This window comes from Lysobacter sp. A378 (assembly GCF_054052125.1).
Window position 1 is genome coordinate 214367 of record NZ_JBSVRK010000001.1, and the last position, 26431, is coordinate 240797.

Below are 26431 nucleotides of genomic sequence, written 5' to 3' on the forward strand. Positions count from 1 at the left end.
GGTGATTGAATGAACGGTTCCATGTCCTCCAAGCGGCTGCTCGCCGTTGCCATCGGCGCGATGTTCGCTGCGGCAGGTGGGGTCGCAGCGGCCCAGACGCAGCAGGCGCCCGACGCCGGTGCGACAGCGGCAGTCGCTGAGGCGCAGGCCGGCTCGTCGTCGTCCGCGCAGCAATCGACCGAGCGTCGCCGCGGCGGCGCCAGGCAAGCACGCACGGATCGGAGTACCCGCGGGAGCCAGGACGCGCGGGCCGAGGTCGAGCAGGCCTACCCCGAGGCAACCCGGCAGAATCCCGAGACCAATGCGAGCGCGAGCGCGTCACGCAAGATGAGCAAGATGATGGATCTGTATGAGGCGGACGAGGGTGCCCAGGCGCGCGCGATCGCCGATGAAATCCTCACCGATTCGAAAAGCAATAGTTATGAGAAGGCCTACTCGGCCCAGTTCGCCGGACAGGTCGCCTACGACGCGGATGACCAGGACGCCGCCATCGGTTACTACAAGCAGGTGATCGAGTTGGACGGGCTGGACAACAATGCCCACTACAACGTGATGTTGAACCTCGCCCAGCTGCAACAGCAGAAGGAGCAGTATCCGGAGTCGCAGGCGACGTTTGAACGCTTCTTCAAGGAGACCGGAAGCCAGGATCCGACCGCGTTGATGATGCAGGGTCAGGGTCTGTATCTGATGGAGCGCTACGAGGACGCCGCTGCGACCATGGAGCGGGCGATCGCAGCAAGCGCCGATCCCAACCCGCAGTGGCAGGCGCTGCTCATGCAGGTCTATGCAGAAGGCGGCAACAACGCCGAAGCGGTCGGCATGGCCGAGAAAGTGGCCGCCGCCAAACCGGACGACAAGCGCGCCCAGATGAACCTGGCGGCGACCTACCAGACCGCCGGCATGCCCGACAAGGCAATTGCCGTCCTGGAGCAGCTGCGTGCCAGCGGTCAGCTCAGCACGGGTAACGAATACCAGGTGTTGTACGCGACCTATGCCAACATGGACGGGCGCGAGAAGGACGTGATCGCCGTGATCAACGAGGGCATGCAAAAAGGCGCACTGGAGCCCGACCATCAGGCCTATCTCGCGCTGGCGCAGGCTTACTACTTCTCGGACCAGCCCGATCTTGCGATCGACGCGTACAACAAGGCGGCCCCGCTGGACAGCGACGGAAGCACGTACCTGAACCTTGCCAAGGTCCTGCATCAGGAAAACCATATTTCCCAGGCGAAGGATGCCGCCAGGAAAGCGCTTGAAAAAGGCATCGAGAAGAAAGAAGACGCCAACCGGATCATTGCGCTGCCCGGAAGCTGACCGCATCACGAAACCGTGCATTGCCGCTTGGAATCAGCGGTTGAGTTTGATATATCCTAGGAGGTTCCCGCCGCCCAAAAGCAGCGGAAACCATTTGACGGCCCGAGGCGTTACGTACGCTCCCGGCACCCCCACCCGAGCTGATGGCGCATGACGCAAGACCTGGAAATCCCAACCAAGAAACGAGACGACCGCGAAGGGTTGAACTGGGCGCGTGTCGCCGGTATCACCATCGCGATTGCCGTGCACGCCGCAGCGTTGCTGTTGATGCTGGCGCCGATGGCAGCTCCTCCGGTGGATACGGCAGAGGAGGAGGTGACGATGGTGAACATCATCAAGCCACCGCCGCCGCCACCACCACCGCCGCCGCCGCCGCCGGAGCAGCCCAAGCCGATTACTCCGCCCAAGGAGTTGTCGCCGCCGAAGCAGACGCCGTTGCCGCCGCCGCCGGAACAACCGCCCATCATCGTCGATGACCCGAGTCCGATGGATGTCCCGGCGCCACCGCCGGCACCGCCAGCACCACCGGCGCCACAAGACACGCTGGGCTCGGTCAACCCGTCGTCCAGGGCCATGAACCCGCCGAAGTATCCGCCCTCTGCGGTCCGAAGCGGAATCGAAGGCACCGTGATACTGGTCATCAGTATCGATGCCCAGGGCAACGTGTTGGACATCGAGGTAGAGAAGTCCAGTCGCAACCGCGATCTTGACCGGGCCGCAATAGAGGCGGCCAGAAAGTGGCGGTTTGCTCCGGAGATCAGTAACGGGGTTCCGGTCGCCAGCCGGGTTCGCGTCCCAGTGGACTTCACCCTTGATTGACCTGGCAGCAAATGATTTCGCAACAACTGTCCAGATAACATCCTGCGCAGGCAACACCGATTCCCAGAACCACCCATTGCAGTACTTTGACTTTGCAGTTCCCTTCTTCCACGACATCCAAAGGTAAGCGTCATGCTTCAGGAAACCACCACCGCTGCCGCTGCTGGAGGCAACAACGCCGACGCGTTCCAGCAGATGAGCTTCTCCCACATGGTGCAGAACTTCGATCTGGTAGCCTGGATCGTATTCCTCACCCTCACGCTGTTTTCGGTGCTGTCGATCTACTGGATCGTCGTCAACCTGATCAAGGGTGCGCGGCTGCGCTCCAAGGCCGATCGGGTCATCGAGACGTTCTGGGAAACGACCAACGCGCAGGATGCCATCCGTTACATGGAAGAACAGGGCAGCTCGGAGCCGTTCTCCAAAATCGCACTCGATGCGGCCCAGGCTGCGGCCCATCATCAGCGCAACGAAGGCTCTCGCCTGGTCGAATCGCTGAATCGCTCCGAGTTCGTCGACCGCGCCTTGCGCCAGTCGGTGACCCGTGAGTCGATGAAGCTTGAAAATGGACTTACCGTACTCGCGACCGTCGGTGCGACCTCGCCGTTCGTCGGTCTGCTGGGTACCGTTTGGGGCATCTACCACGCCCTTATTCGTATCGGCCAGAGCGGCAACGCGTCGATCGATGCGGTGGCCGGCCCGGTGGGTGAGGCGCTGATCATGACCGCATTCGGTCTGTTCGTCGCGATCCCGGCGGTGGTGGCATTCAACTTCTTCACCCGCGTCAATCAGGTGACGAACAGCCGCTTCGATACTTTCGCCCACGACTTGCACGACTTCTTCGCCACCGGTTCGCGGGTGGGTGAGTTGCCGTCCCAGCGCTGATAGACCAGCGTTCCCAGGCATGAGGTTGGAGTCCGGATATGTCCTTCAGTTCAAATAGCGGTGGCCCGATGGCCGAGATCAACGTGACACCGTTGGTGGACGTGATGTTGGTGCTGCTGATCATTTTCATGATCACGGCACCGCTCATGGCGCACAAAGTCCAGGTCAAGCTGCCTGAAGTGGTGATCGAAGATACGAAAAAGGAGGCGCCGGAGGTGCAGCCGATCACGATCGCGATCGAGGCCGACGGCTCGGTGTTCTGGAATGACGAGCCGGTCACGCCATCGTTGATGGAGAGTCGTCTGTCGGTCGAAGCCCAGAAGACACCACAGCCTCAGATCAACGTGCGCGGCGACAAGACCACCAAATACCGCATCATCAAGGACGTGGTGAACGTTGCGCAGTCGCAAGGCATGCGCAAGGTGGGCTTCATCGCTGTCAGGGATCGCACCCAATAAACCCGGAGAACACGAAATGTCCATGAGTTCAAGCTCCGGCGGCGCGATGGTCGATATCAACGTCACCCCACTGGTTGACGTTCTATTGGTGCTGTTGATCATCTTCATGGTGACCGCGCCGATTGCTACCTACCCGATCGAAGTCAACCTGCCGCAACGTTCCAACCAGCCACCGCCGTTGTCCGAACCCCCGCCGCCGATCCGCGTGCGGATCGAGGCGTCCGGCCAGGTGTTCTGGAACAACTCGCCGTACCCGTTGAGCGCGATCGCGAGCATGATGAAAGCGGAAGTCGCGCGCGATCCGACCAACCAGCCGCAGCTGGAGATCGACACCAACGATGATGCCGACTACGGCACGTTGGCCCAGGTGCTGTCGCTGGCCAGGAATGCGGATATGAAGAAAATCGGTTTCGTCGAGAAATAATCGTCAAGCGCTACCGTGGATTTGGAAACGCCACCTTTGGGTGGCGTTTTTTTTGCCACATCGATCAGCCTTGATCGCCGTCCTGCAGGATCGACAAGTAGCCGCGTACCGTCGCCGCCAGTCCGGCATACAGCGCTTCGGCAATCAGGGCGTGCCCGATCGATACCTCCAACAAACCTGGCACCGCGCGCACGAATGCCTGAAGGTTGTCCTGGCTAAGGTCATGGCCGGCGTTGATTCCCAGCCCGACCGCCTGCGCCCGGGCGGCAATGGTGTGGAATCGGACCAGCATCGCTCCGCTGTTGCCAGCCGCTGCGGATTCGGCATACGGGCCGGTATACAGCTCGACCCGGTCGGCGCCTGTGTGTGCGGCCAGCTCGATGCTCGCGGCGCGCTCCGGGTCCCACGCATCGGCAAACAGACTGACCCGGCAGCCCGAGCCGTGCAACTGGTCCACCAGCGGGCGCAAGCGTTCCGCGTCACGTCGGAAATCGAAGCCGTGGTCCGAGGTCAGTTGGCCGTCCCCGTCGGGCACCAGCGTCGCCTGAGTGGGTCGTACCCGCTCACACAGGGCCAGGAACCCGGGGTAACCGGGGCGGGCGGGAGCGAAAGGATTGCCCTCCAGGTTCAACTCCACACCGCGTGAGGCGGTCAATTCCGCCAACGCAAGCACATCATCGGCGCGGATATGACGGGCGTCGGGACGTGGGTGCACGGTGATGCCGTGGGCTCCGGCATCCAGGCAGGCACGCGCGGCATCCACCACGTCAGGTTGGTTGCCACCGCGCGAGTTGCGCAACACCGCGATTTTGTTGACGTTGACACTGAGGAAAGTCATCGCCGAAGCATAACGCGGCGGGCAGGGATTTCGCGGCGGGCGCACACGAAGCCCTACAGCAGCGGCGATACCAGCCGGGCCAGCGCTTCGGGTAGCCGGCTGCGCCACAACGGTCGTTCCCGGTCGTCCCTGACCCGCACCGAGTTTCCGCACTCGTGATCGACCAGTTGCGCCAGCCGCTGCGCCAACGGCCGGTTGCGAAACAACACCGAGACTTCGAAGTTGAGGCGAAAGCTGCGATGGTCGAAGTTTGCACTGCCGACGATGACAAGATCCTCGTCGCACACCAACGCCTTGCTATGCAGCAACCTGGGACCGTACTCGTAGATCCGTACGCCGGCGGCCAACAGGTCGTCGAAGTACGAGCGTGCCGCATGGGTAACCAGCCGGCTGTCACTCATCTTGGGCAGCACCAGACGGACGTCCAGCCCGCCCAGTGCAGCGGAAGTCAGCGCCATCATCGCGGCTTCACCGGGCACGAAATAAGGCGTCATCAGCCAGACACGGGTGGTGGCGGAATGGATGGCGGCCACGTGCAGCCGATGGATCGCCTCCCAGGACGAATCCGGCCCCGACACGAGGGTTTGTGCCGATATCCCGCCCGGTTGCGGCGGCGGGTGGTCCAGCGTCAACGGCGCGGCGCCGGTGGCGTAGGCCCAGTCCTCGACAAACACCAGTTGAAGGGAACGCACGACGTTGCCCTCCAGGCGCACGTGCACATCGCGGTAGGCATTGGGCTGCAGTTGTTCGTCCTGCTCGTCGGTGATATTGATGCCGCCGGTAAAGGCGGTGCGACCATCGATGACCACGATCTTGCGATGGGTCCGCAGGTTCAGCCAGGGGCGCTTCCAGAACCAGCGCAAGCGCATCGGATGAAACCAGCAAAACTCGCCGCCGGCGTCCAGCAAGGGCTTCAGGAATCTGCGCGAGACGCGACCGGAACCGACCGCATCCAGCAGCAGGCGCACCTTGACCCCGGCCTGCGCCCGCTCGACCAGCGCGTCACGCAACGCAGTCCCGGTGCGGTCGGGCAGGTAGATGTAGTACTCCAGATGGACGTGCTCGCGCGCCTGGGCGATGGCGGCGAGCAGTTGCGAATAGGTCTGCGCGCCATCGATCAGCAGCTCGGCACTGGTGGCGGTAGTGGGGGGTAGGCCGGTCGTTGACTGGGCCAGCCGGGCCAGCTCGATCGCATCGGGATCCAGCGACTGGCCGGGCGGCGGCGGTGGCAGCGCGGCATGCGCGCGAACGCGGCGCAGCCGATGCCGCTGGATCTTCTGCGGCCCGAAGAAATAATAGATCAGAAACCCCAGGTAGGGCAGGGCCGCCAAGCTGATCAACCAGCTGAGGGTTGCCGCCGGCTCGCGTTTTTGCAACACGATCCACAGTCCCAACCACACCACATAACTGGCCCAACCCACCGCCAGCCATAGTTTGAGGTGCTCAATGGCGAGCAGGTCGCGCCACAGTTCAGTCAAGACGTCGATCACGGCGTACCCCCCGGCTCACGCAGCGAGTGCCATCAGAACAACACTGGCAGCAGCGGCCCATCCAGCCACAGCCAGCGGGTCATCCACGCGCACACGAATGCAATCACAACCGTCAATGGGACTCCCACCCGCAGGAAGTCGCCGAACCGGTATTGGCCTGGTCCGAGGATCAGCAAGTTGCCGTGATGGCCGATCGGTGTGAGGAAGGCAACCACCGCCCCCAACGCGGTGCAGACCACGAACGGAGTGGGGTCCATGCCCAGCGACTGGGCAAGCTCGACGGCAATGGGACCCAACAACACCGTGGTCGCGGAGTCGGAAAGGATCTGGGTCAGCAAGCCGGCCATCGAAAACAGCACCAGCAATATCGCCAACACTGGCCAGCCGGCGACCACGTGGCGCAATCCGGAGGCCAGCAATTGCGCGGTGCCGGTCTGCTCCATGGCGATGCCCAACGGAATCACGCCGGCAATCATCACGAACACCCGGACGTCGATTTCCCGATAGGCCTGGCCGATCTCCACGCAACGGGTCGCAACGATGGCCACCGCACCCAGCAGGAATGCCAGCGGCACCGGGAGCCATTCGGTCACGGCGGCAAGGATGGTCAACCCGAGGATCACCAGTGCCAGAGGCGCGCGCACCCGCCGCTTGGCCTCCCCGGCGAATGGCACCAGCATGAGGAAGCCATGATGGGTGGCCAGCTCGGCGAATCGTGACGGCCGGCCCCACAGCACCAGCAAATCCCCTTCGCGCAGCCGGGCGTCCGCCAACCGCGGCGCGACATGGCCTTCGCGCCGCCACAACCCGACGATGACGGCCCGGAACTGGCGCGAGAAATCCAGCTCACGGATGCTGCGACCAATGAACTCCGAACCCGGTGCGACCACGGCCTGGACCAACTGCGCCTTGCCTTCATCCTCGCCGGTCGCCCGTGCCCCGAAGCGCGCGATGGCGTGCAGGTCGATGCCGGTATCGTCGTGCAGCGAGGCCAGCGCGTCCGCGGAGGCTTCCACCAGCAGCACGTCGCCACTGATGAGGGGACTGGAATCGCCCAGGTCGCGGCGCAACTTGTCGTCGCGCATCCAGCCGATCATGCGGAACTTGTCGCCCAGCGCTTTCTGCAATTCGGCCAATGGCCGGGTGCTCCAGCGCGAGCCTTCCACGATCAGCAGCTCGGTGCGGTAGCGATCCAGCCGCAGGTAGCCCTCATCGCCCAGCTCAGCGCCGCGCTTGGGCAGGATCCAGCGCGTGAGCAGCATGTAGACCATCCCGATCAATACCAGCGCAATGCCGATCGGGGTGATCGAGAAAATCCCCAGACCTTCCGCCCCGGTACGTTCCAGCAGGTTGTCGGCGAGCAGGAACGCCGGCGCGCTGACCAGGGTCAGGCAGGTGCCCAGCGAAGCGGCCAGCGACATCGGCATCAGCAATCGTGATGGGGCCAGCCCCTTGTCCTTGGCCAGCCGGCTCAGGATCGGCAGCATCATCGCGGTCACCATCACGTGATGGGTGAACGATGCCATCACCGCAACGGCCGGCATCGTCACCGCGATCGATCGTGCCTCGCTCTTGCCCGAGGCGCGGCCGATCCACTGGCCTATGTGCTCGGTGATGCCGGTGGCTGCCAGCCCGCCGGAGATGATGAAAACCGCTGCGACGATGATGGCCGGCTCACTGGCGAAGCCGGACAACGCCTGCTTCTCGTCCAGGATTCCGGTGACCACCAGCGCCAGCAGGATCAGCATGGCAGCCACGTCGACGCGCACCCGTTCGCTGATGAACAGGTACAGACCGCCTGCCAGGATCAGCAGGAATGTCAGTTGCTGCAGGGTTATCGGAAGCCAGTCCATGGGGGCCATTGTGCGGTACAACACCGGAGCTTCGCACGGTGGCCACTTCCGTGATCGGCCACCGAACCATCACAGGCCATCCCATTACAATGGGGCTGCCGGAATCACGTACTGCAGATGAACCAGCCCAGCCCCCCACAACTTGGCGATGATTGCTTCCGACTGGCGGTGGAGGCTTGTGTCATCGGCATGGGCATCACCGACCTGGAAGGTCATTGGCGTGAGGTCAATCCGGCCGTTGAACGCATGCTGGGCCGTGACGCGACCGCCTTGATCGGTCGGACGGCATTTGACTGCCTTCACCCGGACGATGAGCCATCGGCGCGAGAGCAACTGGCGGCCCTCGTTGCCGGCCAGATCGCGACCATCGACCAGCAATTGCGCTACCTGCGCAGTGACGGTAAGTCGGCCTGGCTGCAGGCCGACGTCGCGATACTGCGAGACCCCGAGGGGGCGCCTCAATACCTGCTGATGCAATGGCGCGATGTATCCGCCGAACACGGACGCGCGGCCGACGCGGAGGTCGCCAGCGGCCAATTGCAACTGTTCGTTGACGCAGCCACGCACGACCTGCGCGCGCCGTTGCGGTCGATCGAAAGCTTCGCCTCACTGCTGGCCCATCGCACTGGCGACGCGCTTGACCCGACCAGCCAGGAGCACTTGACGCGGATCCGCAACGCCGCCAAGGGCATGGGCGGCTTGCTGGCGGCGCTGAGCGACCTGTCGAGTGCGACCCGCGTCGAACTCAAGCACGCGCCGGTCGATATCAGCCTGCTCGCCGACTGGGTGGCAGCGGAACTGCAGGATGCCGACCCGCAGCGCAATGCCGAGATCGTGGTGCAGCCGGGATTGATGGCGCACGGCGATGAGCATCTGCTCAAATTGTTGCTGGTCCAGTTGTTGCACAACGCGTGGAAGTTTTCCCGTGACCGGCCTGCGGTGTGGATCGAAGTAGCCGGTCGGGTTCAGGGGGCCACCCTGGAGCTGCACGTGCGCGACCACGGCTGCGGTTTTGACGGGCAGTACGCCCACAAGTTGTTCGAACCTTTCCAGCGCCTGCATGGCCCCGATGACGGCGGTGGACATGGGCTGGGGCTGGCCATTGCCCACCGCATCATCGATCGCCATGGCGGACGCATCCAGGCGCAGTCCGAGCCGGGCGCCGGCGCCACCTTCTATCTGGAATTGCCCGCCGCGCGGGCCCGGGAATGCAATGCAGACACATAAGGTCATCCTGCTGGTCGAAGACAACCCGGACGATGTCGAGCTGACCCGGCTTGCCTTCGACGAGGCCAAGATCGCCAACCGCCTGGTCGTGGTCGGCGACGGTGCAGAGGCGCTGGATTATCTGTTCGCGCGCGGCGCCCACGGTGATCGCGATCCGGCCGACCTGCCCTCGATCGTCCTGCTCGACCTGAACTTGCCCAAGGTCGATGGCCGCGAGGTGTTACAGGCGGTGCGCGCCAACGAGGCGACCCGCAGCCTGCCCGTGGTGGTGCTGACCACCAGCACCGAACCGTTTGACGTGGAGGCCAGCTACGCGTTGGGCGTCAACAGTTATATCCAGAAGCCGGTCGACTTCGAGCAGTTTGTCTGGGCGGTCAAACAGGTGGGTTTGTACTGGTTGGTATTGAACCACCCGCGCACGCCGTAACCGGGTCAGGTCGCCAGCGCGTCACCCCTGCGCGTAGAGTTTTTGCGCCCGTTGGAACAGTATCCAGCTGGTGGCAATGACCTTGTCCCCGCCCACCGGCCGGTTGCCGCGGTGGGTATGGGTGAACGCCGCCGGCGCGATCAACAACGAGCCGGTCCGGGGTGCCACCTTGCGCCGCTGGTACAGGAACTCGGTCTCGCCTTGTTCGAACTCATCGTTCAGGTACACCGTCCATAACAGATGTCGGTGCAGCGTTTCCGCGTGCTGGTCGCGGGGATAAAGCTCGCAATGCCAATAGGGATAGCCGCCGCGGTCGCCGCGGTAGCGCTGCAGGTTGATCGCCCCCGGTCGCAGGACGGTCTGCACCACCGGCGCAAGGGCCGCATCGTCCATCGCCCGCAGGCGCTCGGGGGTTAGCCGATGATGCCGACCTTCCGCGTCCGGAACCTCCAGCATCAACGGCGCGATCAACGCATACGGATACCGGCGCAGGTAAGCCAGCAGGCCCCGGAGGACCGCATTGTTGAGCGTAGCCTCCACATCGCGCCACGGCTCGCGCCCGGTGATGGTCAGGTCCAGGCTGTCCTTCAGGTCGGGTTGTACGCCGCCACCGACCTGACCCGGCGTGGTGTCGTTGCTGCGTTCGAAGCGCGCCACCACATCGGCGCACCAGTCGCGTTCGAGCGCATCGTGTTGGGTCTCGATGAAGTCATCGACGTGGCCGCTATCCGGGTCGGTGCGGGACTCGATGGGGGAGGCGGTCATGTCAGGCATGGTGCTCCACGGAGCGATGGCAACAGCGGCCATTCTCGCACCCGACCCGCGGATATCGAAGCCGGGCGCACGAACCATACGCCGGCGTTGTAACTCTGCGGCCGGGATGTGTATCACCGGCGTTACACCGCTGAAAGCCAGTCACCGCGGGGCGATGGGCCAAATCGGGGCGTCCTGGCCGGATTTGACTGTGAGCCAGGTGTAACAACCGGCGATATAGAACCACCGGAATATCCTATTAACTCATTGTAAATAATGGGTTTTTCCGCTTTGGCATGGTGTCTGCGTGGAGGCTTAGACACCTACCGCGGGGAAATGTCATGCAAGGCGCTCGTCTCAAGCTCAGTCATTTGCTGTCGCCGCTGTTCATGGGCGTGTTGCTGGCGCCAGCGACGGCATTCGCGGCGGATGCCCACCAAGGCGTCAATGCAGAGCCGGGTGAGATCGTGCTGCTGCGGGATGTCTCCGCCCGTCATGCCTACCGGTCACCGCCACCGGGCATGGCACTGATCGTGGACCCGTCCCCGAAAAGCGAAATCAGCATGATGCTGGGCACCGGCGAATTGACGGACGCGGAATACGCGTCCATGGGCGCCGGCGCCGTGAGCCCGCGGCCGATTACCACCGTAGAGCGGATGACCACCCGCGCCATCGGCGGCTCGCTGGCGGGAGTGACCTCCGGCAACGGCATGCTTTCTGGAAGTGGAATCACCCAATCGCTGGGCGTGCACATGGGCGCGGTCGGCAATGTGACCCGCGGCATCGGTGACCAGGTGCAGGGCGCGCTGTCGCAGTTCCCGTTGGTATCGCCGCCCGCCAATGCGCCGCCGGGAGGGTGAGGATGGACATTCGTTCACTCACTGCGTTGACGACCGTGCTCTGCGCCGCGGTATTGGCCGTGGCCGTCGCGCCCGCCAACGCACAATCCGCCGATGACTACGCCGGCATGCTCGATTATCTGGCCAACAGCCGGATCGATGGCCAGGCGTTCGACGCGGCCAATGGCGCCATCGCTGTCAACCTGGCGGCGGGTGATTTCAACCAGCAAGCCAACCTGCGCAGCTTTTCCAGCGGTGAGCGCGCCGATAGCCAGGTCGTGGCCGTCCAGAAACAAACCGGCAACCAGTACGACATGCCCCTGCACGCCGCGGCAAGCATTGGCGGCGGAGCGTTCCATCGGACGAGCGGACTGGTGTCGATCAACCAGGCCAGCGGCAGTGGCAACGCGGAACTGAACGTTGTTACCGCCGCGCTGGCCAACCAGGGCATACGCGAGACGACCGACGGTGGATTGTCATCGGCCGTGTTCGCGACAGCGGGGGGGCAGCCGCTTCCGGATTCGAACGTGGCCATGACCGGCACGCGCAGCGTTGCGGTGGAGTCCACCGCGCTGCAGGGATTCGAGGGCGTCCTGCAACTCAACCAGATCGCGGGATCCGGTAACAGCATCAGCAACCAGTTTGGTCTGTCGGTGCATGGAGGCCCGTGAGCGACGTGTTTTTCAAGCAGTACCACGAGAGAGAGAGAGGAGTTACACCATGATCAACCTAAGGAAAACCGCCATCGCCATGGCTGTCGCCGCATTGGTGACCAGCCCGCTGGCCTTCGCGCAAACCGTCGACGACCCCAACATCAGCGCCGACATTCTCCATAACCATGTCGTCGTGGAAGACTGGGATATCACCGTCGACGACACCCGCAATACCACCGTCAACAACGACACCACCAACAGCACCACCGACAACACCAACGTCAACAATTACACCACCAACACGCAAAGCGATTCGTACTCCAGCGATGTGTCCATCAACGACGACCGCAGCTACAGCACTTCGGTAAGCGATTCGTACACCAGCGACTACACTAGCGACGTGTCCATCAACGATGACCGCGACTACAGCTGGAACAGCGATGTGACGGAAAACATCGAGCGCAACGAAGTGGTCAACTCCGATATCCGCAAGGAAGGCAACGAGCATCAGGTCGCGGTGTCCCTGAAGAAGGACCTGTCGCTGAGCTCCGATATCGCCATCACCGGCGCCCCCACCGTCTCGGGTGACATCGTCATTGATTCGGCCGCCATTGCGGTCGTCGACAACCGTCAGTCCTCCAGCGACAACGAGGGCTTCAACGACATGCTGACCAACGACGCTTCGATCGAGGATGACGTCGGCTCGGAAGCGTCCGGCAACCTGGCGTTCAACGTCGCCGCCGGTGACAACAACGTGCAGGACAACGCCGCCGCGCTGTCGGCTGCCGATGCCAGCTTTGCGTTTGGCATGGCCGACGCCGAGGTGTTCGTCAACCAGGCCGGTAGCGGCAACCTCACCACCAACGTCGGCGTGATCAACGATGCTGGTATCGGTGGCAACGCGTTCAATGCCGCTTCCGGCAACATCGGGGTCAACGTCACTTCGGGCAACAACAACCAGCAGAAGAACGCGCTGGCAGCCTCGGTCGCGACCAGTGCCTATGCGCAGTCCAGCGTCAGCTCCAACCAGAACAGCTCGGGCAACCTGACCGACAACATCGGCCATTATGAGAGTCGTAGCGAGACTGTCGATATCGACATCACCGGCTTTGTCGATGGCTTCACCGTCGCCGAAGGCTCGGGCAGCTATGAAGGCAGTGCCTCCGGCGAGTACGCCGGTACCGGCAACGCCTACCAGGCGCACAACTTCTATCCGGATGACTGGGATGAAGGTCCGCACCCGGGCGGTAACGATTCGGGCCATACCGACTTCGACGGCGAGGCCCAGGGTGCGGTCAACAATCCGTATCGCGACGTGGACGATGCCGGCACGGAAATCGGCGGGTTTGCGTTCGATACCGATGAAGCCGGCACGTACGAAGGCAGCGAGTCCGGGGAGCTGGGCTATTCCGAAATGGGCATAGCGATCCTCGACGCGACCTTGAGTGGCAGTGTCACCAACTGGTATGACATCGCGGTCAACGCCACCAACACGGCCAGCTTGTCGGGCAGCGCGTTCAGCGCCGCATCGGGCAACATCGGCGTCAACGTGTCGGCCGGCACTGGCAACATGCAGGCCAACAGCCTGGCCATGGCCGTGGCCCAGCCGTCCACCGGCGGTGGCGGCGAAATTCCTCCTGTTGAGTAACAAGATTCATCAAGGAGCGTAAAACCCCGGCCACTCCCTGATGGCCGGGGGTTCCCCGGAAGCCCCGCTCCACTTCCCCCGGGAGTGGGGCTTTCTCTTTCCAATGGATGAGCCATGTACCGAGGACTATTGATCACCGCCCTGCTGTCATGCGTCTGCATGGGAGTGGCGGCACCGGCCCAGGCCAGCGAGGTCGCCTTCAGCGGCGTGCTGCCCAACGGCGCGGTGTATACGGGCAACGTGGAGAGCATGCGTGAGGGCCGGTTCCGCAACGTGGTCCGGCAACAGACCGACTACAGCTGTGGTGCCTCCGCGCTGGCGACCATCCTGCGCTACGCCTACAACCTGGATGCGGACGAGAAGACCGTGATCCAGGGAATGCTGGGGGTATCGGATGCGGAGTTGGTGGCCCAACGCGGGTTCTCGCTGCTGGACATCAAGCACTACGTGGAATCGCTTGGGATGCGCGGTCGCGGCTACCGGGTCACCGAGGCGCGGTTGCGCACGTTGCGGGTCCCCGGACTGGTGTTGATGGATGTGCGTGGCTTCCGCCATTTCGTGGTGCTCAAGCAGGTGGTCGATGGCTATGCCGAGATTGCCGACCCGATCCTCGGCAACCGAAGTGTCCCGATCGAGGAATTCCTGGAGTCGTGGCCCTCGCGAGCGGTATTCGTCGTTATAGGCAGTGACTTCAATCGAAACACCGTGCTGCTGGATCCGGTCAGCCGGCCCAGCGCACGCGCATTGCTTGCCCGGCAAGCGCCAGTCACCGATGCGGAGTTGCTGGATTTTGGTTTCACCCATGCGGATCTATTCTGAAGGAGCGCAATCATGCGCATTCGCCCAATTCATCTTCTGGTCGCCGCCTTCCTGGCCTGCCTGCCAGCGGTCCCGGTCATCGCTGCGCAGGACGCCGGGCAGGCAACCCCTGGGCCGGCCGCTGCGCCTGGACTGACAGCCATCCCCGACCCCGAACTGGCCCTCATGCGCGGTCGCTATACCGTTGGCGACAACGCAGTGGCGTGGTTTGGGGTGTCGATGATCTCCACCTGGCAGACCGCGTCCGGTCAGACCCTGCAAAGTACGTTGGCGTTGGGTATGGACTTCAGTCAGTCACAAACTCCGACGATCTCTTTCACCCCGACGGTCAGCATCACCGCGGCGGATGCCGCGATGCCGGAGACCAGTGGGGTGGTGCGTAGCGTTGATGCCTCCGGGCTTGCCAACGTGTCGGGCATGACCCAAAGCGTGCAGGTTGCCGGTGATGGCAACCGCGCCAACAACATCACCCAGCTGAATGTCCGTGACGGGTCCGCACCGGCGGGCGCGGCGACCGGCATCGGTGCCAATGCGGCCCAGAACCAGGGCAATGCGTTGGCGAGCGCCAGCTTCCAGGACAACTCGGCCAGCGTGCTGCTGGCCATCGACGGCCAGGGCGCGGTGCGGCAGTGGATCGGCAATGGCGGTCTCGGCCAGTCCATCCAGTTGACTGCGGACAACCAGCAGGTCAGCAACCAGTTGCAGATCGACCTGGTACGGCAGTCGCTCGCCGCCAACGTGCAGCTTTCACAGAACGTGGCCCAGGCGATCAACCTGACCCGCGGCATCCCTGGCGGTTACTAGGCGTAGGCGGAGCCGATTCATGAGCACGGATGGCAGCTTGGACACCGAGGGAACCTGGCCGATGAAGATGATCACCGCCGCCATGGCCGGCGCCTTGATGTCGGGCGTGCCGGGCCTGGCGCTTGCCCAGCAGGCCCAAACCGCGCCGGATGCGCAGGACACGCCAGCTGTTGCCACAGACGTCACTGCCGCTGATCAGGCCGATGTCCAGGCGTTGCTGGCCGAGTTGGAGTTGCTGAAAAACAGCTACGCGCAGGAGGTTCGTCGCCTGCGCGAGTTGGACATGCAGGTCCAGGCCCTGCAATCGCGCGTGCAGGGCAAGACCATGCCCGCGCAGACCTCCGCGCCAGTGGCCAGCCACAACCAGCCTGCACCGGCGACCGCAGCCCAAGGCGCTGCCGCCCCGGCGCAGGCACCCACGCCGTCGGCGGAAGGCTACGCCAGTACGGCCGCCGAGGCCAAGCAGGCGCAGCAGGCCCCGACCCGCAGCGTGCAGGACGTCAAGCAACAACAAGCGGCGTTGTTCAATCGCCGGTTGACGCTGGAGAACAGCGTTTCCTACAACCGCTACGACCGCAAGCAACTGACCCTCACCGGCTTTCTCGCGCTGGACGCGATCTTCCTGGGCAATATCGCGATCGAGAATGTCGAGTCCGACACGCTGACCTACAATTTCGCCGCCCGGTATGGCGTCAGCCCACGCGTGACCCTCAATCTGGACGTGCCCTATATTGCCCGCAAGACGGTGTACCAGAAGGGCGGTGCAGGTGGGTCGGCAGCGGCGATCGCGCAGGAAGACACCACGGGTCACGGCATCGGCGACATCACCGTCAGCGGCAACTACCGCGTGCATCCGGAGAGCACGAGCTGGCCGGAAACCATCCTCACTCTTGGCGTTACCACCCCCACCGGACGCGAGCCGTACGGGATCTCCTGGAACGTACTGGAGCGCGATGACGACGGCTTCATCCGGTTCGCAGTGCCGGAAGACGAGCCCACCGGCAACGGCGTGTGGCAGACCAATATCGGCATGTCGATGGTCAAGACCGCCGACCCGGCCATCCTGTTCGCGAATTTCGGCTATATCCACTCGTTCAAAAACAGTTTCGACGATCTGGACAACAATCCGGACACCGTCAACCCCGGTGACGTGCAGCTTGGCCGCAGCTTCTACTTTGGCGCCGGCGTTGCGTTCGCCTTCAACGAGCGCACCAGCCTGAGCATTTCGGTGAGCGACAAGCTCAGTGCACGTGCACGCACCCGTTATGACGGTCAGGACTGGCTGAAGATCATCGGCAGCGATGCCAATGCGGCGATGTTCAACCTGGGCGTGACCTACGCGTTGAGCGAGCACACCACCCTGGTCAGCCAGCTTGGTATTGGCTTGACCCCGGACGCGCCGGACTTCAGCCTGTCATTCAAGGTTCCGTACATGCTGTAACCGGTGCCCGGCGGCGCGGCGCTGTTAGCGCAGGTCGCTCAATACCAGTCCGTGCTTCTTGCACAACCGGTACACCGTTACCCGGGACACCTTCAACCGGCGCGCGGCTTCGCTGACGTTGTAGCCACTGTCACGCAGGCAGGCCAGGATGGCGTCGCGTTCGGCGCCCTCGCGTGCGCGGTCCAGGAGGTTGTTGCCGGCAGCGGAAGCGCACTTGCCGTGCCCTGCTGGCAAGGCGCCATCCACGTCCGCCACGCCTGCATCCGCCAAGCCCATGTCCTGTGCGGTTATCAGCTCGGTGTCGGCGGTGACGGCGGCGCGCTGAACCCGGTTGAGCAACTCACGTACATGGCCGGGCCAGCCGAAGCTGCGCATCGCCTGGCGCGCCTGCGGCGTGAACGAGCGTGCGCGGCCGGGATATTTGCGCTGGAAATCGTCCAGAAAATGCTGGGCCAGCAGCTCGATGTCGCCGGCCCGGTCGGTCAGATCGGGCATGTGCAGGCGCAGCACATTCAGGCGGTAGAACAGATCGCTGCGAAACCGTCCTTGCGAGACAGCCAGGTCCAGGTCGATATTGGTCGCCGCCAGCACCCGGACATCAATCTCGATCGACTGGTGGCTGCCGACACGCTCCAGGTGGCCTTCCTGCAACACCCGCAACAAGTTGGTCTGTGCCTCCAGTGGCAGGTCGCCGATTTCGTCCAGGAATACGGTGCCGCCTTCGGCGAACTCGAACAGCCCGGCCCGTCGCGTGGTAGCGCCGGTGAATGCGCCGCGTTCATGGCCGAACAACTCCGACTGAACCAGATTGGCCGGCAACGCGCCGCAGTTGATCGCAGCGAACGGCTGGGTGCGGCGGCTGGAAAGATCGTGCATGGCCCGCGCGGCGACTTCCTTGCCGGTACCGGTGGCGCCGGTGATCAAGACCGAAAGGTCCACCTGGGCGTACTTGCGGATGCTCAGATGGGCGTCCTGCATGACCGGGCTTTTGCCGATCAACGCATCGATCCCGCGTGCATCGCCGCCGTGCTGGCTGCCGATGGCGATATCCAGTGCATGGATCAGACTGGTCAAATCCACCGGGGTCGTGAACACCTTCACGCAGTGGTCCAACAGGCGTTGTGTCGCGGGGTCTGCGGTCGTCGCGCGTGCGGGCCGGATGGCCATCAGCAACAGGTACGTGTAGTCGGAGGTCAATGGTTCGATCTGCGCCAAGCCGTCGTTACCGGCGCTGCGAAAATCGACCAGTCCGACCACCGTATCGCCGCCACGCATGCCGACCCCGCCGCCATCGGCCAGGTTCGCAATGCGGACTTGCCAACCCGCTGCCGCTAGCGCATCGCGTTCGCGTTGCAGTGGCCGCCCGAACCAGATGACGCATTGCCTGGACAGGTGTGGAATCGCAGCCATGAGACCCCTTCGAAAGCCGGTCGAATCGGATCAGCCCGCCCCGGCCGCGACCAATCGGCTTTCGGTGGCATCGGTCATCCCGCGGCGCCCATGAGTACCCACGCGGTGGTGACGTCGTCATGAAATCGGGCATATGACGACTTCGACCCTTGTCGGAGGGGCCTGTCCGGCGCATGACGACGCCAAAACGACCGGCTACGGCAGTAGCCGGTCATCCCAAGATGCGGGGCAGAAAATACGGCGCTGGGCGTTGGCTATCAACGGTACCAGCAAGGGTATCCGGCCACTTTCTGACCGCCAGTCCAGTGACGACGGGTTGCGGGCCTCGGCGTGGCGGGCTTACGCCTTCGCGTCGTCGGGGTTCTGGTCATGCTCGTGGTGATAGCGCACCGCCGCTTCCACCTCGTGGCGGGAACCCAGGAATACCGGCACCCGCTGGTGCAGACCGGTGGGCTGTACCTCCAGCATCCGCGTCCGTCCGGTGCTGGCGGCGCCGCCGGCCTGCTCGACCAGCATCGCCATCGGGTTGGCCTCGTACATCAGACGCAACTTGCCGCCCTTGGCCGCGCATTTGGCATCCAGCGGGTAGCTGAAGATGCCGCCGCGGGTCAGCAGGCGGTGCACGTCGGCGACCATGCTGGCGACCCAGCGCATGTTGAAGTCCTTGCCACGCGGACCGGTCTTGCCGGCCAGCAGGTCGGCCACGTAGGCCTGCATCGGCGGCTGCCAATGGCGCTGGTTGGACATGTTGACCGCGAACTCCTGGGTGTCGGCCGGGATCTGCATCCCACGGGTGGTCAGCATGAAGCTGCCGATCTGGCGGTCCAGGGTGAAGGCGTGGGTGCCATGGCCGACGGTCAGCACCAGGGTGGTGTTGGGCCCGTAGGTGCAATAGCCCGCGGCGAGCTGGCTGGTGCCCGGTTGCAGGTAGTGCTCGTCGGCCGGCACGCTCACGCCCTCGGGACAGCGCAGCACCGAGAAGATCGTGCCGACCGAGATGTTCACGTCGATGTTGGAGCTGCCATCGAGCGGGTCGAACAACAGCAGGTAGTTGCCGCGCGGACCGTCCGGCGAGATGTCGGCGATCGGCACGCTGTGGTCCATTTCCTCCGACGCCAGCCCGGCCAGGTGGCCGCCCCAGGCGTTGGCTTCCATCAGCACGTCGTTGGCGATCACGTCGAGCTTCTTCTGCGCCTCGCCCTGGATATTCATGCTGGCCTGGCCGGGCGTCCCGGCGTCTCCCAGCACGCCGCCCAGCGCCCCTTTTCCAACCTCGATGGAGATGCGTTTGCAGGCCCGTGCGACCACTTCGATCAGCAGGCGCAGGTCCGGACCGATGTGACCGGCGCGTTCTTCCTCGATCAGGAAGCGGGTCAGGGAGCGGGGCGAGGAGAAACTGGCAGCGGCGTGGGTCATGGCATCGAGGCGTCAGTGGCAACGGCCCGCATTGTAAGCCGCCCAGCCGGTTGCGACCGGCGGCACGGCGGTTCAGGTCAGGAGTCCAGGGTGTCAACACCGGTCTTGGCGTGTTTAGATCAACTACCCCATTGGTTGGAGTGTCATGCCTACCTACTCGGCGTTATCACTTGCATGTTTGCTCGCCGCCGGCCTGTTGGCAGGCTGCGAGGCCGCGCCGCCTGCGGCCCCACCGCAAGTGGATGCCAGCGCCACGCCGGCGCGCCAGTTGACCGAGTCGGTTGGCAGCGACGAGCAACTCAGCCTGGATGACCGGCTTACCTGTCAGGAAGCCGAGCTGTTCGAGCAACCGCCCTGGGTCCAGGCGGCGTGGCTGGCCCACGGCGTCGCGTTGTCATGCGAAGTCGATCCCGGCACCGCCCCCGAACCGCCGGCGATGCCGACCGCTGACACGACCGACGACGGCCAGCCGCTGCGCGCCGCCAGCGCGAGGTGCACCGGTAACGGCAGCCTGCGCCTGTTCGGCTTGCCGGTACTGGCGGTCCGCGTTGCAGCGGTGGGTCAGCCCGGTCAAGGGCTGGAAATCGACTTGCGCGCCAGTGCCGGTGAGCTGGCCGTCGCCGCCGGACAGGCGCTGGGCCTGGTGCTCCCGCCGCGCCCGCCGACCCCGGGACCTGCTGGCCAGGGTACGGGTGACAAGGAGGCGTACCAGGCAACGGCAGACGACGGCCGCATCTTTTATGTCACGGCGCGACAAACCGGACCGGTCCAGGTGACCCCGGAGCCGACCGGGATCGCGACCTTTGGCTGCCTGCGGCCGGAGTCCGTCATCGAAGCCGCCAACGATACAAACGCCAAGGCGGGGTAATCGGCTCAGACGTCGCCGTCGTCGAGCCAGCCCTCGCCACTCCCCCGGTGGTAGACCTTGTCGCCATCGCGCACCTCGCCGGCGGGGATTGAATCCTGATCGGCCAGTCGCTGGTAGATCGGTGCAAAGTCCGGCCCGGTGGCTTCCATCAGCTGCTCGAAGCCGTCGATCACGAAATAGGTCTTCTGGAAAGTGTCGATGCGGTAGCGGGTGCGCATGATGCGCTCCAGGTCGAAACCGATCCGGTTGGGCGCGTCCGATTGCAGGCAGTGGATCGACTCACCCTTGGAACTGACGATGCCGCTGCCGTAGATCCGCAACCCGTCCTTTTGTTTAATCAGTCCGAACTCGACCGTGTACCAGTACAACCGGGTCAGGTTGACCAGTGCGTCGGCGCCGATGCCGTGCGCCTTCACGCCGCCACGGCCATAGGCCTGCATGTAGTCGGCAAATACCGGGTTCATCAACAGCGGCACGTGGCCAAACAGGTCGTGGAACAGATCCGGCTCGGCCAGGTAATCCATCTGATCGGGCTTGCGGATCCACCAGGTGACCGGGAAGCGGCGATGGGCGAGGTGCTCGAAGAAGGTCAGTTCGGGCAGCAGGCCCTCCACCCCGATCAATTCCCAGCCGGTGGCCGCGCGCAAGGTCGGGTTGAGGTCGGTGAACCGGGGGATCTGGTCGGGCGTCATTTCCATCGCCGCCAGTGCCGCGATGAACTCGTCGCTGGCCAGTCCGGGCAGGACCTGCTTCTGGCGCTGGAACAATTGTGCCCACACCGCGTGGTCGGTCTCGGTATAGCGATCCCAGGGTTGTTCGACGACGGCGGTGGTATACACCGGCACGTAGCCCTTGTCGGTCATGCCGGATTGTTGGTTGTGGTTGGGCGATTCCATGCATGGCACTCCTGTAACGGGTGGAAACCCGGTGATACACACAACTGTAGCGACAAACCGCCGCAAATGGATTGCGTTGTTGCAGAGGGTGCCCGCTGTATTGCACGATACTTGCGTGTAATAGACCATGAGCGCAGATATATGCCAACTGCCACCCTCGACCGTACCGATCTCCTATTGCTGGCGGCGCTGCAACAGGCCGGGCGCCAGACCAATGCCGAGCTGGCGCAGCAGGTCAACCTGTCGCCATCGGCTTGCCTGCGCCGCGTCCAGCGACTGGAGCGCGAGGGGGTGATTGCCGGCTACCGGGCGGTGGTCGGTCCGGAACATATCGGGCTCGGCCTGCAGGCCTTCGTGCGGGTCCAGTTGAGTCGTCACGACACCAAGGCGATCGATGCCTTCGGGGAGTTCGTCAATCAGTGGGACGAGGTGGTCGCCTGTCATGCCTTGACCGGCGACATGGACTATCTGCTGCAAGTCGTGGTGCGCGACCTGGAGCATTTTTCCCATTTCCTTCTGGACCGGCTGCTCAACCAGGCCGGCGTCGATGACGTCAACTCGAGCTTCGTGCTGCGCACGGTCAAGGCGTTCCGGGGGTTGCCGTTGCCAAGTGCCACATCCTGAACGCCGCTGATTCAGGGCTTGGCCCTAGGTGCCAGGCGGCAACTAGCTGCCGCTGTCGGTGATGGCCGCGGCACCGTCGCAGTCGGACTTGTCACCGAACCAGCCTAGTGCGGCCTTGCAGCGGGCAATCGCCTCGGCCTTCGCCGCCGCCGCGGCTCGCGACTTCGCGATCGCGGCATCGACCCGCGCCTGCTTCATCGCCGCCAGCTGCGCGCGGATCTGCGGGATCGCCGCCAGTGCGGCCTGTTCGCCGGCAAGGATCGCGCGGTTACGCTGCGCGAAATCGGCGGCACCGATATCGTTGACCTTGGGACGGATCACCACGTCGGCGCGCGCCAGTTCCTGGGTGCCGAGCTGGCGACCCATGATCGTGACCGACTGTTTGACGATGCCCAGCAGGCTGTCGGGCATGTGGCCGCTGGCCTGGCTGGAGATGTCGACCGCGATCACGAACTCCGCTCCCAGCTGACGTGCGGCGTCGACCGGGACCGGGCTGACCACGCCGCCGTCGACGTAATGCCATTGGCCGATCGCCGCGGGTTCGAACACGCCGGGGATACTGCTGGAGGCGCGCACCGCCTGGCCGGTGTCACCACGCAGGAACACGCTGCGTTTGCCGTCCTCAAGCCGGGTCGCGACCGCGGCGAAAGGTTTGTCAAAGGCGTTGATCGGGCGCTGGTCGACCAGCGCGTTGACGTAATCCTGCAGCAACTGGCCCTTGATCAGGCCGCCCGAGAACAGCCGGACATCGCGGATCTTGCTCTCGTCGAGCGCGACCGCGTGGCGCTGCAACGCGAATGCATCCATGCCGCTGGCGTAGAGCGCGCCCACCATGCTGCCGGCGCTGGTGCCGGCGACCACCTCCGGCTCCAGGCCATTGGCTTCGAGCATCTTGATCACGCCGATATGGGCGAAACCTTTGGCCGCGCCACCACCGAGGGCGAGGCCGATGCGGATGTCGGGCACCACCGGCTCTGGCGCGACGGCATCGGGTGGCGTCGGCCGGGTCTGGCCAAGGCACGCGCTCAACAGCACGGCGATGGGCAGCAACAGCAGCGGGCGCAACCGCGAGGGCGCGTTCGTCGACATGATCAGGCAGTGATGCGGGTGAGCGGAGCGGGGAGCATACCGGTAACGGCTTGAACCACGGATTAGAACCCGCGGTCGCCGCTGATCAGGCCGCCAAGGCCGCCGAGCACCGAGCCTTCGCCCTTGTCGCGGCCGCCACCACCGGGCGCCGCCGCCAGCATCCGTCCGGCCATCCGCGAGAATGGCAACGACTGCAACCAGACCTTGCCCGGCCCGGTCAGGGTCGCCAGGAACATGCCTTCACCGCCGAACAACATGCTCTTGATGCCACCCACGGCCTTGACGTCCATGTCGACGCTGGAGTGATAGGCCATCACGCAGCCGGTGTCGACGTCGAGCCGTTCGCCGGCCTTGAGGTCGATCTCCATCACGGTGCCGCCGGCGTGCACGAACACCCAGCCGTCGCCCTCGAGCTTCTGCATGATGAAGCCCTCGCCGCCGAACAGCCCGGTCAGGATTTTGCGCTGGAACTGGATCCCGATCCTGACCCCGCGCGCGCCGGCCAGGAAGCTGTCCTTCTGGCAGATCAGCCGGCCGCCATGGTCGGACAGCTTCATCGCCATCACCGTGCCCGGATACGGCGCGGCAAATGCCACCTTGGCCTTGCCCTGGCCGGAATGGGTGAACACGGTGGTGAACAGGCTCTCGCCGGTGACCACGCGCTTGCCGGCCGACAGCAACTTGTCCATGAATCCGCCGCCACTCTGGCCACCGTGGCTGCCATCGCCGAACACGGTGTCCATCTTCACCACCGAGTCCTTGTACATCAGCGAGCCGGCCTCCGCGATCGCACTTTCACCGGGATCCAGCTCGACCTCGACGAATTGCATGTCGCTGCCGACGATGCGGTAGTCGATCTGGTCATCGTGGCCGCGGCCGGAGCCGGTTGATGGCAGTGCCGGCATGCTTGGCGGAGTCCCGGCGGTCACCAGATTCAACTCGGCGACGTTGCCGACCGGTTGCCACTGGTCAAACCCCTCGCGCCAACAGAAGTCTTCGGGGTGCTGCTGCGCGTACGCGGATGCCGCGTTGTCGTCGAGCGGGCCGACCCGTGGGCTGTTGCTGCCGGCGCTGAAGTACCAACGGTCCATGGCGAATCCTTGTGTTCTGGTCGGGTGGGAATCCGAGTTTACCCGTCAGAGGCGGCCTCACTTCGGTCCTGGGCAAGTGCAACGGCGGCATCGTGGTGTTCTATGCTCAGGCGGTGTTTGAACTCAGATGCGTTACCAAAACCCATGGCCGGGTGCTTGCGCTCGACCGCGTCGACCTGCGCATTTCCGCCGGCCGCACCACGGCCTTGATCGGTCCCAGCGGCGCTGGCAAGTCGAGCGTGCTGCGGATGCTGATCGGGCTGGACTGGCCCGATGACGGCGAGGTTCGTTTTGATGGCGAGCCGCTGCAGCCGGGGCAGTTGCTGGAACAGCGACGCCGGATCGGTTACGTGATCCAGGAAGGCGGGTTGTTCCCGCATCTCAGCGCCGCTGCGAACGCCGCGTTGCTGGCGCGCACGCTGGGTTGGTCGACGGCGCGAATCGACGCGCGCATTACGGTGTTGGCCGATCTGTGTCGGCTGCCGGCCGCTGCGCTGCGACGCTATCCGGCCGAGTTGTCCGGCGGCCAGCGCCAGCGGGTGGGACTGATCCGGGCGTTGATGCTGGACCCGAAAGTGCTGTTGCTGGACGAGCCGCTGGCCGCGCTCGATCCGATCGTCCGCCATGAGCTGCAAGCGCAGATGCGCGAGTTGTTTGCCGAGCTGCGCAAGACCGTGGTACTGGTCACCCACGATGTTGCCGAGGCGGCGTACCTGGCAGACACCCTGGTGTTGCTGCGCGGCGGGCGTATCGTCCAGCAAGGCCGTGCGCGTGAGCTGCGCGATGCACCAGTCGAGCCGTTCGTGACCGAGTTCATGAGCGCCCAGCGCAGCCTGGAGGAATGCCTGTGAGGGCGCGGCTGGCGCTGGCGATTCTGGCGGCGATTCTGGCGGTCTGCGGGGCCAGCGTGTCGGCGGCGCAGGCCAGGCCGGTGGTGATTGGCTCCAAGGCATTCACCGAATCGGTGATCCTGGGTGAGATCGGCGCCGACCTGGCGAGCGACGACGGCGTCGTGGTCGAGCACCGACGCCAGCTCGGCGGCACCCGCATCCTGTGGCGGGCGTTGATCGAAGGTGAGGTTGACGCCTATCCCGAATACACCGGCACACTGAAGCAGGAGTTGCTGCTGATGCCCGCCGCGACCACCGACCAGGTGCGCGACGCGCTGGCCGAGCGCGGGTTGGCCATGACCGGGCCGCTGGGTTTCAACAACACCTATGCCCTGGGCATGCGGGCGACACGGGCGGCGGAACTCGGGATCAAGACGATCTCCGACCTGCGCGCATACCCGGCGCTGGTGATCGGCCTGAGCAACGAGTTCATGCAGCGTGCCGATGGCTGGCCCGGTCTGCGACGCGAATACCGGCTGCCACAGCAGCCCGATGGCCTGGACCACGATCTTGCCTACCGCGGCCTCGCCAGCGGCGCGTTGGACGTTACCGATCTGTACAACACCGATGCCGAGATCCCGTACTACCAGCTCGCAGTGCTTGACGATGACCGCGGCTATTTCCCGCAATACCAGGCGGTATATCTGTACCGCGCCGACCTCGCGCAGCGCGCGCCGGACTGGTTGGAGCAGCTGCGGGGCCTGGCCGGACGAATCGATGCGGCCACCATGCAGCGGCTTAACGCACGGGTGAAGATCGACGGTGAGACCGAAGCGGCGGTCGCGGCGGATTGGCTCGGCGTCGCCGCACCTGAGCAGCGCACTCGCGCATCCCGGGTCTGGCAGCGCACCGGCGAGCATCTCGCGCTGGTCGGCATCTCGCTTGGGTTGGCGTTGCTGGTGGCACTGCCGCTGGGAATACTGGCCGCTCGCAGGCCGCGGCTGGGGCAGGTGATCCTGACCACAACCGGGCTGCTGCAGACCTTGCCGTCGCTGGCGGTATTCGTGTTCATGATCCCGCTGTTCGGGATCGGTGCCGGGCCGGCGATCGCGGCGCTGTTCCTGTACAGCCTGCTGCCGATCGTCCGCAACACCCACGCCGGGCTGACCGGGATCCCGCGCGAGTTGCGCGAAACCGCCGCCGCGCTCGGGTTGCCACCGCGAACGCGGTTGCGGCGGGTCGAGTTGCCGCTGGCGTTGGGCACGATTCTGGCCGGCATCAAGATTGCGGCGGTGATCAACGTCGGCACCGCCACCCTGGGCGCGCTGATCGGCGCCGGCGGCTATGGCCAGCCGATCCTGGCCGGCATCCGGCTGGACGACATCGGTCTGATCCTGGAGGGCGCGGTACCGGCGGCATTGCTGGCGTTGGTGGTGCAGGGCGGATTCGAGCTGATCGAGCGCGGACTGACCCCGCGCGGATTGCGGCTGGCCGCGCGGCAGTGACCGTTACGCC

26 protein-coding genes are annotated in these 26431 nt (G+C 64.6%); 17 read left to right on the forward strand and 9 right to left on the reverse strand.

Annotation, left to right across the window (positions count from 1 at the left end):
- Window positions 1-21: 21 nt before the first annotated feature.
- The 5 genes from ACW7G1_RS00865 (at window position 22) to ACW7G1_RS00885 (ending at window position 3900) form a co-directional block, all read left to right on the forward strand.
- Window positions 22-1314 carry a tetratricopeptide repeat protein gene (locus ACW7G1_RS00865; protein WP_456977882.1) on the forward strand — a complete coding sequence of 431 codons (1293 nt, stop codon included), beginning with the start codon at window positions 22-24 and terminating at the stop codon, window positions 1312-1314.
- A 150-nt stretch (window positions 1315-1464) separates the two neighbouring features.
- Complete coding sequence (locus ACW7G1_RS00870) at window positions 1465-2133, forward strand: energy transducer TonB (RefSeq protein ID WP_456977883.1); 669 nt, start codon at window positions 1465-1467, stop codon at window positions 2131-2133.
- 132 nt (window positions 2134-2265) lie between these two features.
- Window positions 2266-3018 (forward strand): MotA/TolQ/ExbB proton channel family protein, encoded by a 753-nt coding sequence (locus ACW7G1_RS00875; RefSeq protein ID WP_456977884.1) that lies wholly within the window; start codon window positions 2266-2268, stop codon window positions 3016-3018.
- 38 nt (window positions 3019-3056) lie between these two features.
- On the forward strand, window positions 3057-3476 hold the full coding sequence (locus ACW7G1_RS00880; RefSeq protein WP_456977885.1) for an ExbD/TolR family protein: 420 nt from the start codon (window positions 3057-3059) through the stop codon (window positions 3474-3476).
- A 22-nt stretch (window positions 3477-3498) separates the two neighbouring features.
- Window positions 3499-3900: an ExbD/TolR family protein gene (locus tag ACW7G1_RS00885; RefSeq protein ID WP_456977886.1), complete on the forward strand. Its 402-nt coding sequence runs from the start codon at window positions 3499-3501 to the stop codon at window positions 3898-3900.
- Between the two features lie 64 nt (window positions 3901-3964).
- On the opposite strand, the gene ACW7G1_RS00890 is transcribed toward ACW7G1_RS00885, so the two are convergent.
- From ACW7G1_RS00890 to ACW7G1_RS00900, 3 genes are read right to left on the reverse strand one after another with little or no spacing between them, the layout of a single operon-like run.
- Window positions 3965-4738 carry a pyridoxine 5'-phosphate synthase gene (locus ACW7G1_RS00890; protein ID WP_456977887.1) on the reverse strand — a complete coding sequence of 258 codons (774 nt, stop codon included), beginning with the start codon at window positions 4736-4738 and terminating at the stop codon, window positions 3965-3967.
- A 53-nt stretch (window positions 4739-4791) separates the two neighbouring features.
- Complete coding sequence (gene cls / locus ACW7G1_RS00895; protein WP_456977888.1) at window positions 4792-6228, reverse strand: cardiolipin synthase; 1437 nt, start codon at window positions 6226-6228, stop codon at window positions 4792-4794.
- 32 nt (window positions 6229-6260) lie between these two features.
- Window positions 6261-8081 (reverse strand): SLC13 family permease, encoded by a 1821-nt coding sequence (locus ACW7G1_RS00900; RefSeq protein ID WP_456977889.1) that lies wholly within the window; start codon window positions 8079-8081, stop codon window positions 6261-6263.
- 117 nt (window positions 8082-8198) lie between these two features.
- Between ACW7G1_RS00900 and ACW7G1_RS00905 the strand changes: the two genes are divergently transcribed.
- Together ACW7G1_RS00905 and ACW7G1_RS00910 are read left to right on the forward strand one after the other, a co-directional pair.
- Window positions 8199-9308, forward strand: coding sequence for an ATP-binding protein (locus ACW7G1_RS00905; RefSeq protein ID WP_456977890.1), 1110 nt, complete (start codon window positions 8199-8201; stop codon window positions 9306-9308).
- Window positions 9295-9735, forward strand: coding sequence for a response regulator (locus ACW7G1_RS00910; RefSeq protein ID WP_456977891.1), 441 nt, complete (start codon window positions 9295-9297; stop codon window positions 9733-9735). Before ACW7G1_RS00905 ends, ACW7G1_RS00910 begins: the two co-directional genes overlap by 14 nt.
- Before the next feature lie 21 nt (window positions 9736-9756).
- Here ACW7G1_RS00910 and ACW7G1_RS00915 read toward each other — a convergent pair whose 3' ends face one another.
- Entirely contained in the window at window positions 9757-10500 is a 744-nt protein-coding gene (locus tag ACW7G1_RS00915) for a 2OG-Fe(II) oxygenase (RefSeq protein ID WP_456977892.1), read from the reverse strand.
- 329 nt (window positions 10501-10829) lie between these two features.
- Here ACW7G1_RS00915 and ACW7G1_RS00920 point away from each other — a divergent pair, with 329 nt between their 5' ends.
- The 6 genes from ACW7G1_RS00920 (at window position 10830) to ACW7G1_RS00945 (ending at window position 16692) form a co-directional block, all read left to right on the forward strand.
- Window positions 10830-11348, forward strand: coding sequence for a hypothetical protein (locus ACW7G1_RS00920; protein ID WP_456977894.1), 519 nt, complete (start codon window positions 10830-10832; stop codon window positions 11346-11348).
- Window positions 11349-11350: 2 nt separating this feature from the next.
- On the forward strand, window positions 11351-11998 hold the full coding sequence (locus tag ACW7G1_RS00925; protein ID WP_456977895.1) for a hypothetical protein: 648 nt from the start codon (window positions 11351-11353) through the stop codon (window positions 11996-11998).
- A 49-nt stretch (window positions 11999-12047) separates the two neighbouring features.
- Entirely contained in the window at window positions 12048-13628 is a 1581-nt protein-coding gene (locus tag ACW7G1_RS00930) for an adhesin (RefSeq protein WP_456977896.1), read from the forward strand.
- Window positions 13629-13787: 159 nt separating this feature from the next.
- Entirely contained in the window at window positions 13788-14447 is a 660-nt protein-coding gene (locus ACW7G1_RS00935) for a C39 family peptidase (protein ID WP_456963052.1), read from the forward strand.
- Window positions 14448-14459: 12 nt separating this feature from the next.
- Window positions 14460-15251 carry a hypothetical protein gene (locus ACW7G1_RS00940; RefSeq protein WP_456977897.1) on the forward strand — a complete coding sequence of 264 codons (792 nt, stop codon included), beginning with the start codon at window positions 14460-14462 and terminating at the stop codon, window positions 15249-15251.
- Window positions 15252-15348: 97 nt separating this feature from the next.
- Window positions 15349-16692, forward strand: a complete 1344-nt coding sequence (locus ACW7G1_RS00945; RefSeq protein WP_456978800.1) for a transporter — start codon at window positions 15349-15351, stop codon at window positions 16690-16692.
- Window positions 16693-16716: 24 nt separating this feature from the next.
- Here the strand turns inward: ACW7G1_RS00945 and ACW7G1_RS00950 are convergent, their stop codons facing one another.
- Together ACW7G1_RS00950 and ACW7G1_RS00955 are read right to left on the reverse strand one after the other, a co-directional pair.
- The gene (locus ACW7G1_RS00950) at window positions 16717-18102 is read right to left on the reverse strand and encodes a sigma-54 interaction domain-containing protein (RefSeq protein WP_456977898.1); all 1386 of its coding nucleotides are present in this window, start codon (window positions 18100-18102) and stop codon (window positions 16717-16719) included.
- A gap of 339 nt (window positions 18103-18441) precedes the next feature.
- Window positions 18442-19518, reverse strand: coding sequence for a class 1 fructose-bisphosphatase (locus tag ACW7G1_RS00955; RefSeq protein WP_456977899.1), 1077 nt, complete (start codon window positions 19516-19518; stop codon window positions 18442-18444).
- 145 nt (window positions 19519-19663) lie between these two features.
- On the opposite strand from ACW7G1_RS00955, the gene ACW7G1_RS00960 reads away from it, so the two are divergent.
- Entirely contained in the window at window positions 19664-20386 is a 723-nt protein-coding gene (locus ACW7G1_RS00960; RefSeq protein WP_456977900.1) for a hypothetical protein, read from the forward strand.
- Between the two features lie 5 nt (window positions 20387-20391).
- Here the strand turns inward: ACW7G1_RS00960 and phhA are convergent, their stop codons facing one another.
- Complete coding sequence (gene phhA / locus ACW7G1_RS00965) at window positions 20392-21282, reverse strand: phenylalanine 4-monooxygenase (RefSeq protein WP_456977901.1); 891 nt, start codon at window positions 21280-21282, stop codon at window positions 20392-20394.
- Window positions 21283-21423: 141 nt separating this feature from the next.
- Between phhA and ACW7G1_RS00970 the strand changes: the two genes are divergently transcribed.
- Entirely contained in the window at window positions 21424-21906 is a 483-nt protein-coding gene (locus ACW7G1_RS00970) for an Lrp/AsnC family transcriptional regulator (protein ID WP_456962721.1), read from the forward strand.
- Between the two features lie 42 nt (window positions 21907-21948).
- On the opposite strand, the gene ACW7G1_RS00975 is transcribed toward ACW7G1_RS00970, so the two are convergent.
- Window positions 21949-22995, reverse strand: a complete 1047-nt coding sequence (locus tag ACW7G1_RS00975; protein WP_456977903.1) for a patatin-like phospholipase family protein — start codon at window positions 22993-22995, stop codon at window positions 21949-21951.
- A gap of 62 nt (window positions 22996-23057) precedes the next feature.
- Entirely contained in the window at window positions 23058-24086 is a 1029-nt protein-coding gene (locus tag ACW7G1_RS00980; protein WP_456977904.1) for a TIGR00266 family protein, read from the reverse strand.
- A 113-nt stretch (window positions 24087-24199) separates the two neighbouring features.
- On the opposite strand from ACW7G1_RS00980, the gene ACW7G1_RS00985 reads away from it, so the two are divergent.
- Window positions 24200-24937, forward strand: a complete 738-nt coding sequence (locus tag ACW7G1_RS00985; RefSeq protein WP_456977905.1) for an ATP-binding cassette domain-containing protein — start codon at window positions 24200-24202, stop codon at window positions 24935-24937.
- Entirely contained in the window at window positions 24928-26421 is a 1494-nt protein-coding gene (locus tag ACW7G1_RS00990; protein WP_456977907.1) for an ABC transporter permease/substrate-binding protein, read from the forward strand. Before ACW7G1_RS00985 ends, ACW7G1_RS00990 begins: the two co-directional genes overlap by 10 nt.
- The last annotated feature ends 10 nt before the right edge of the window (window positions 26422-26431 follow it).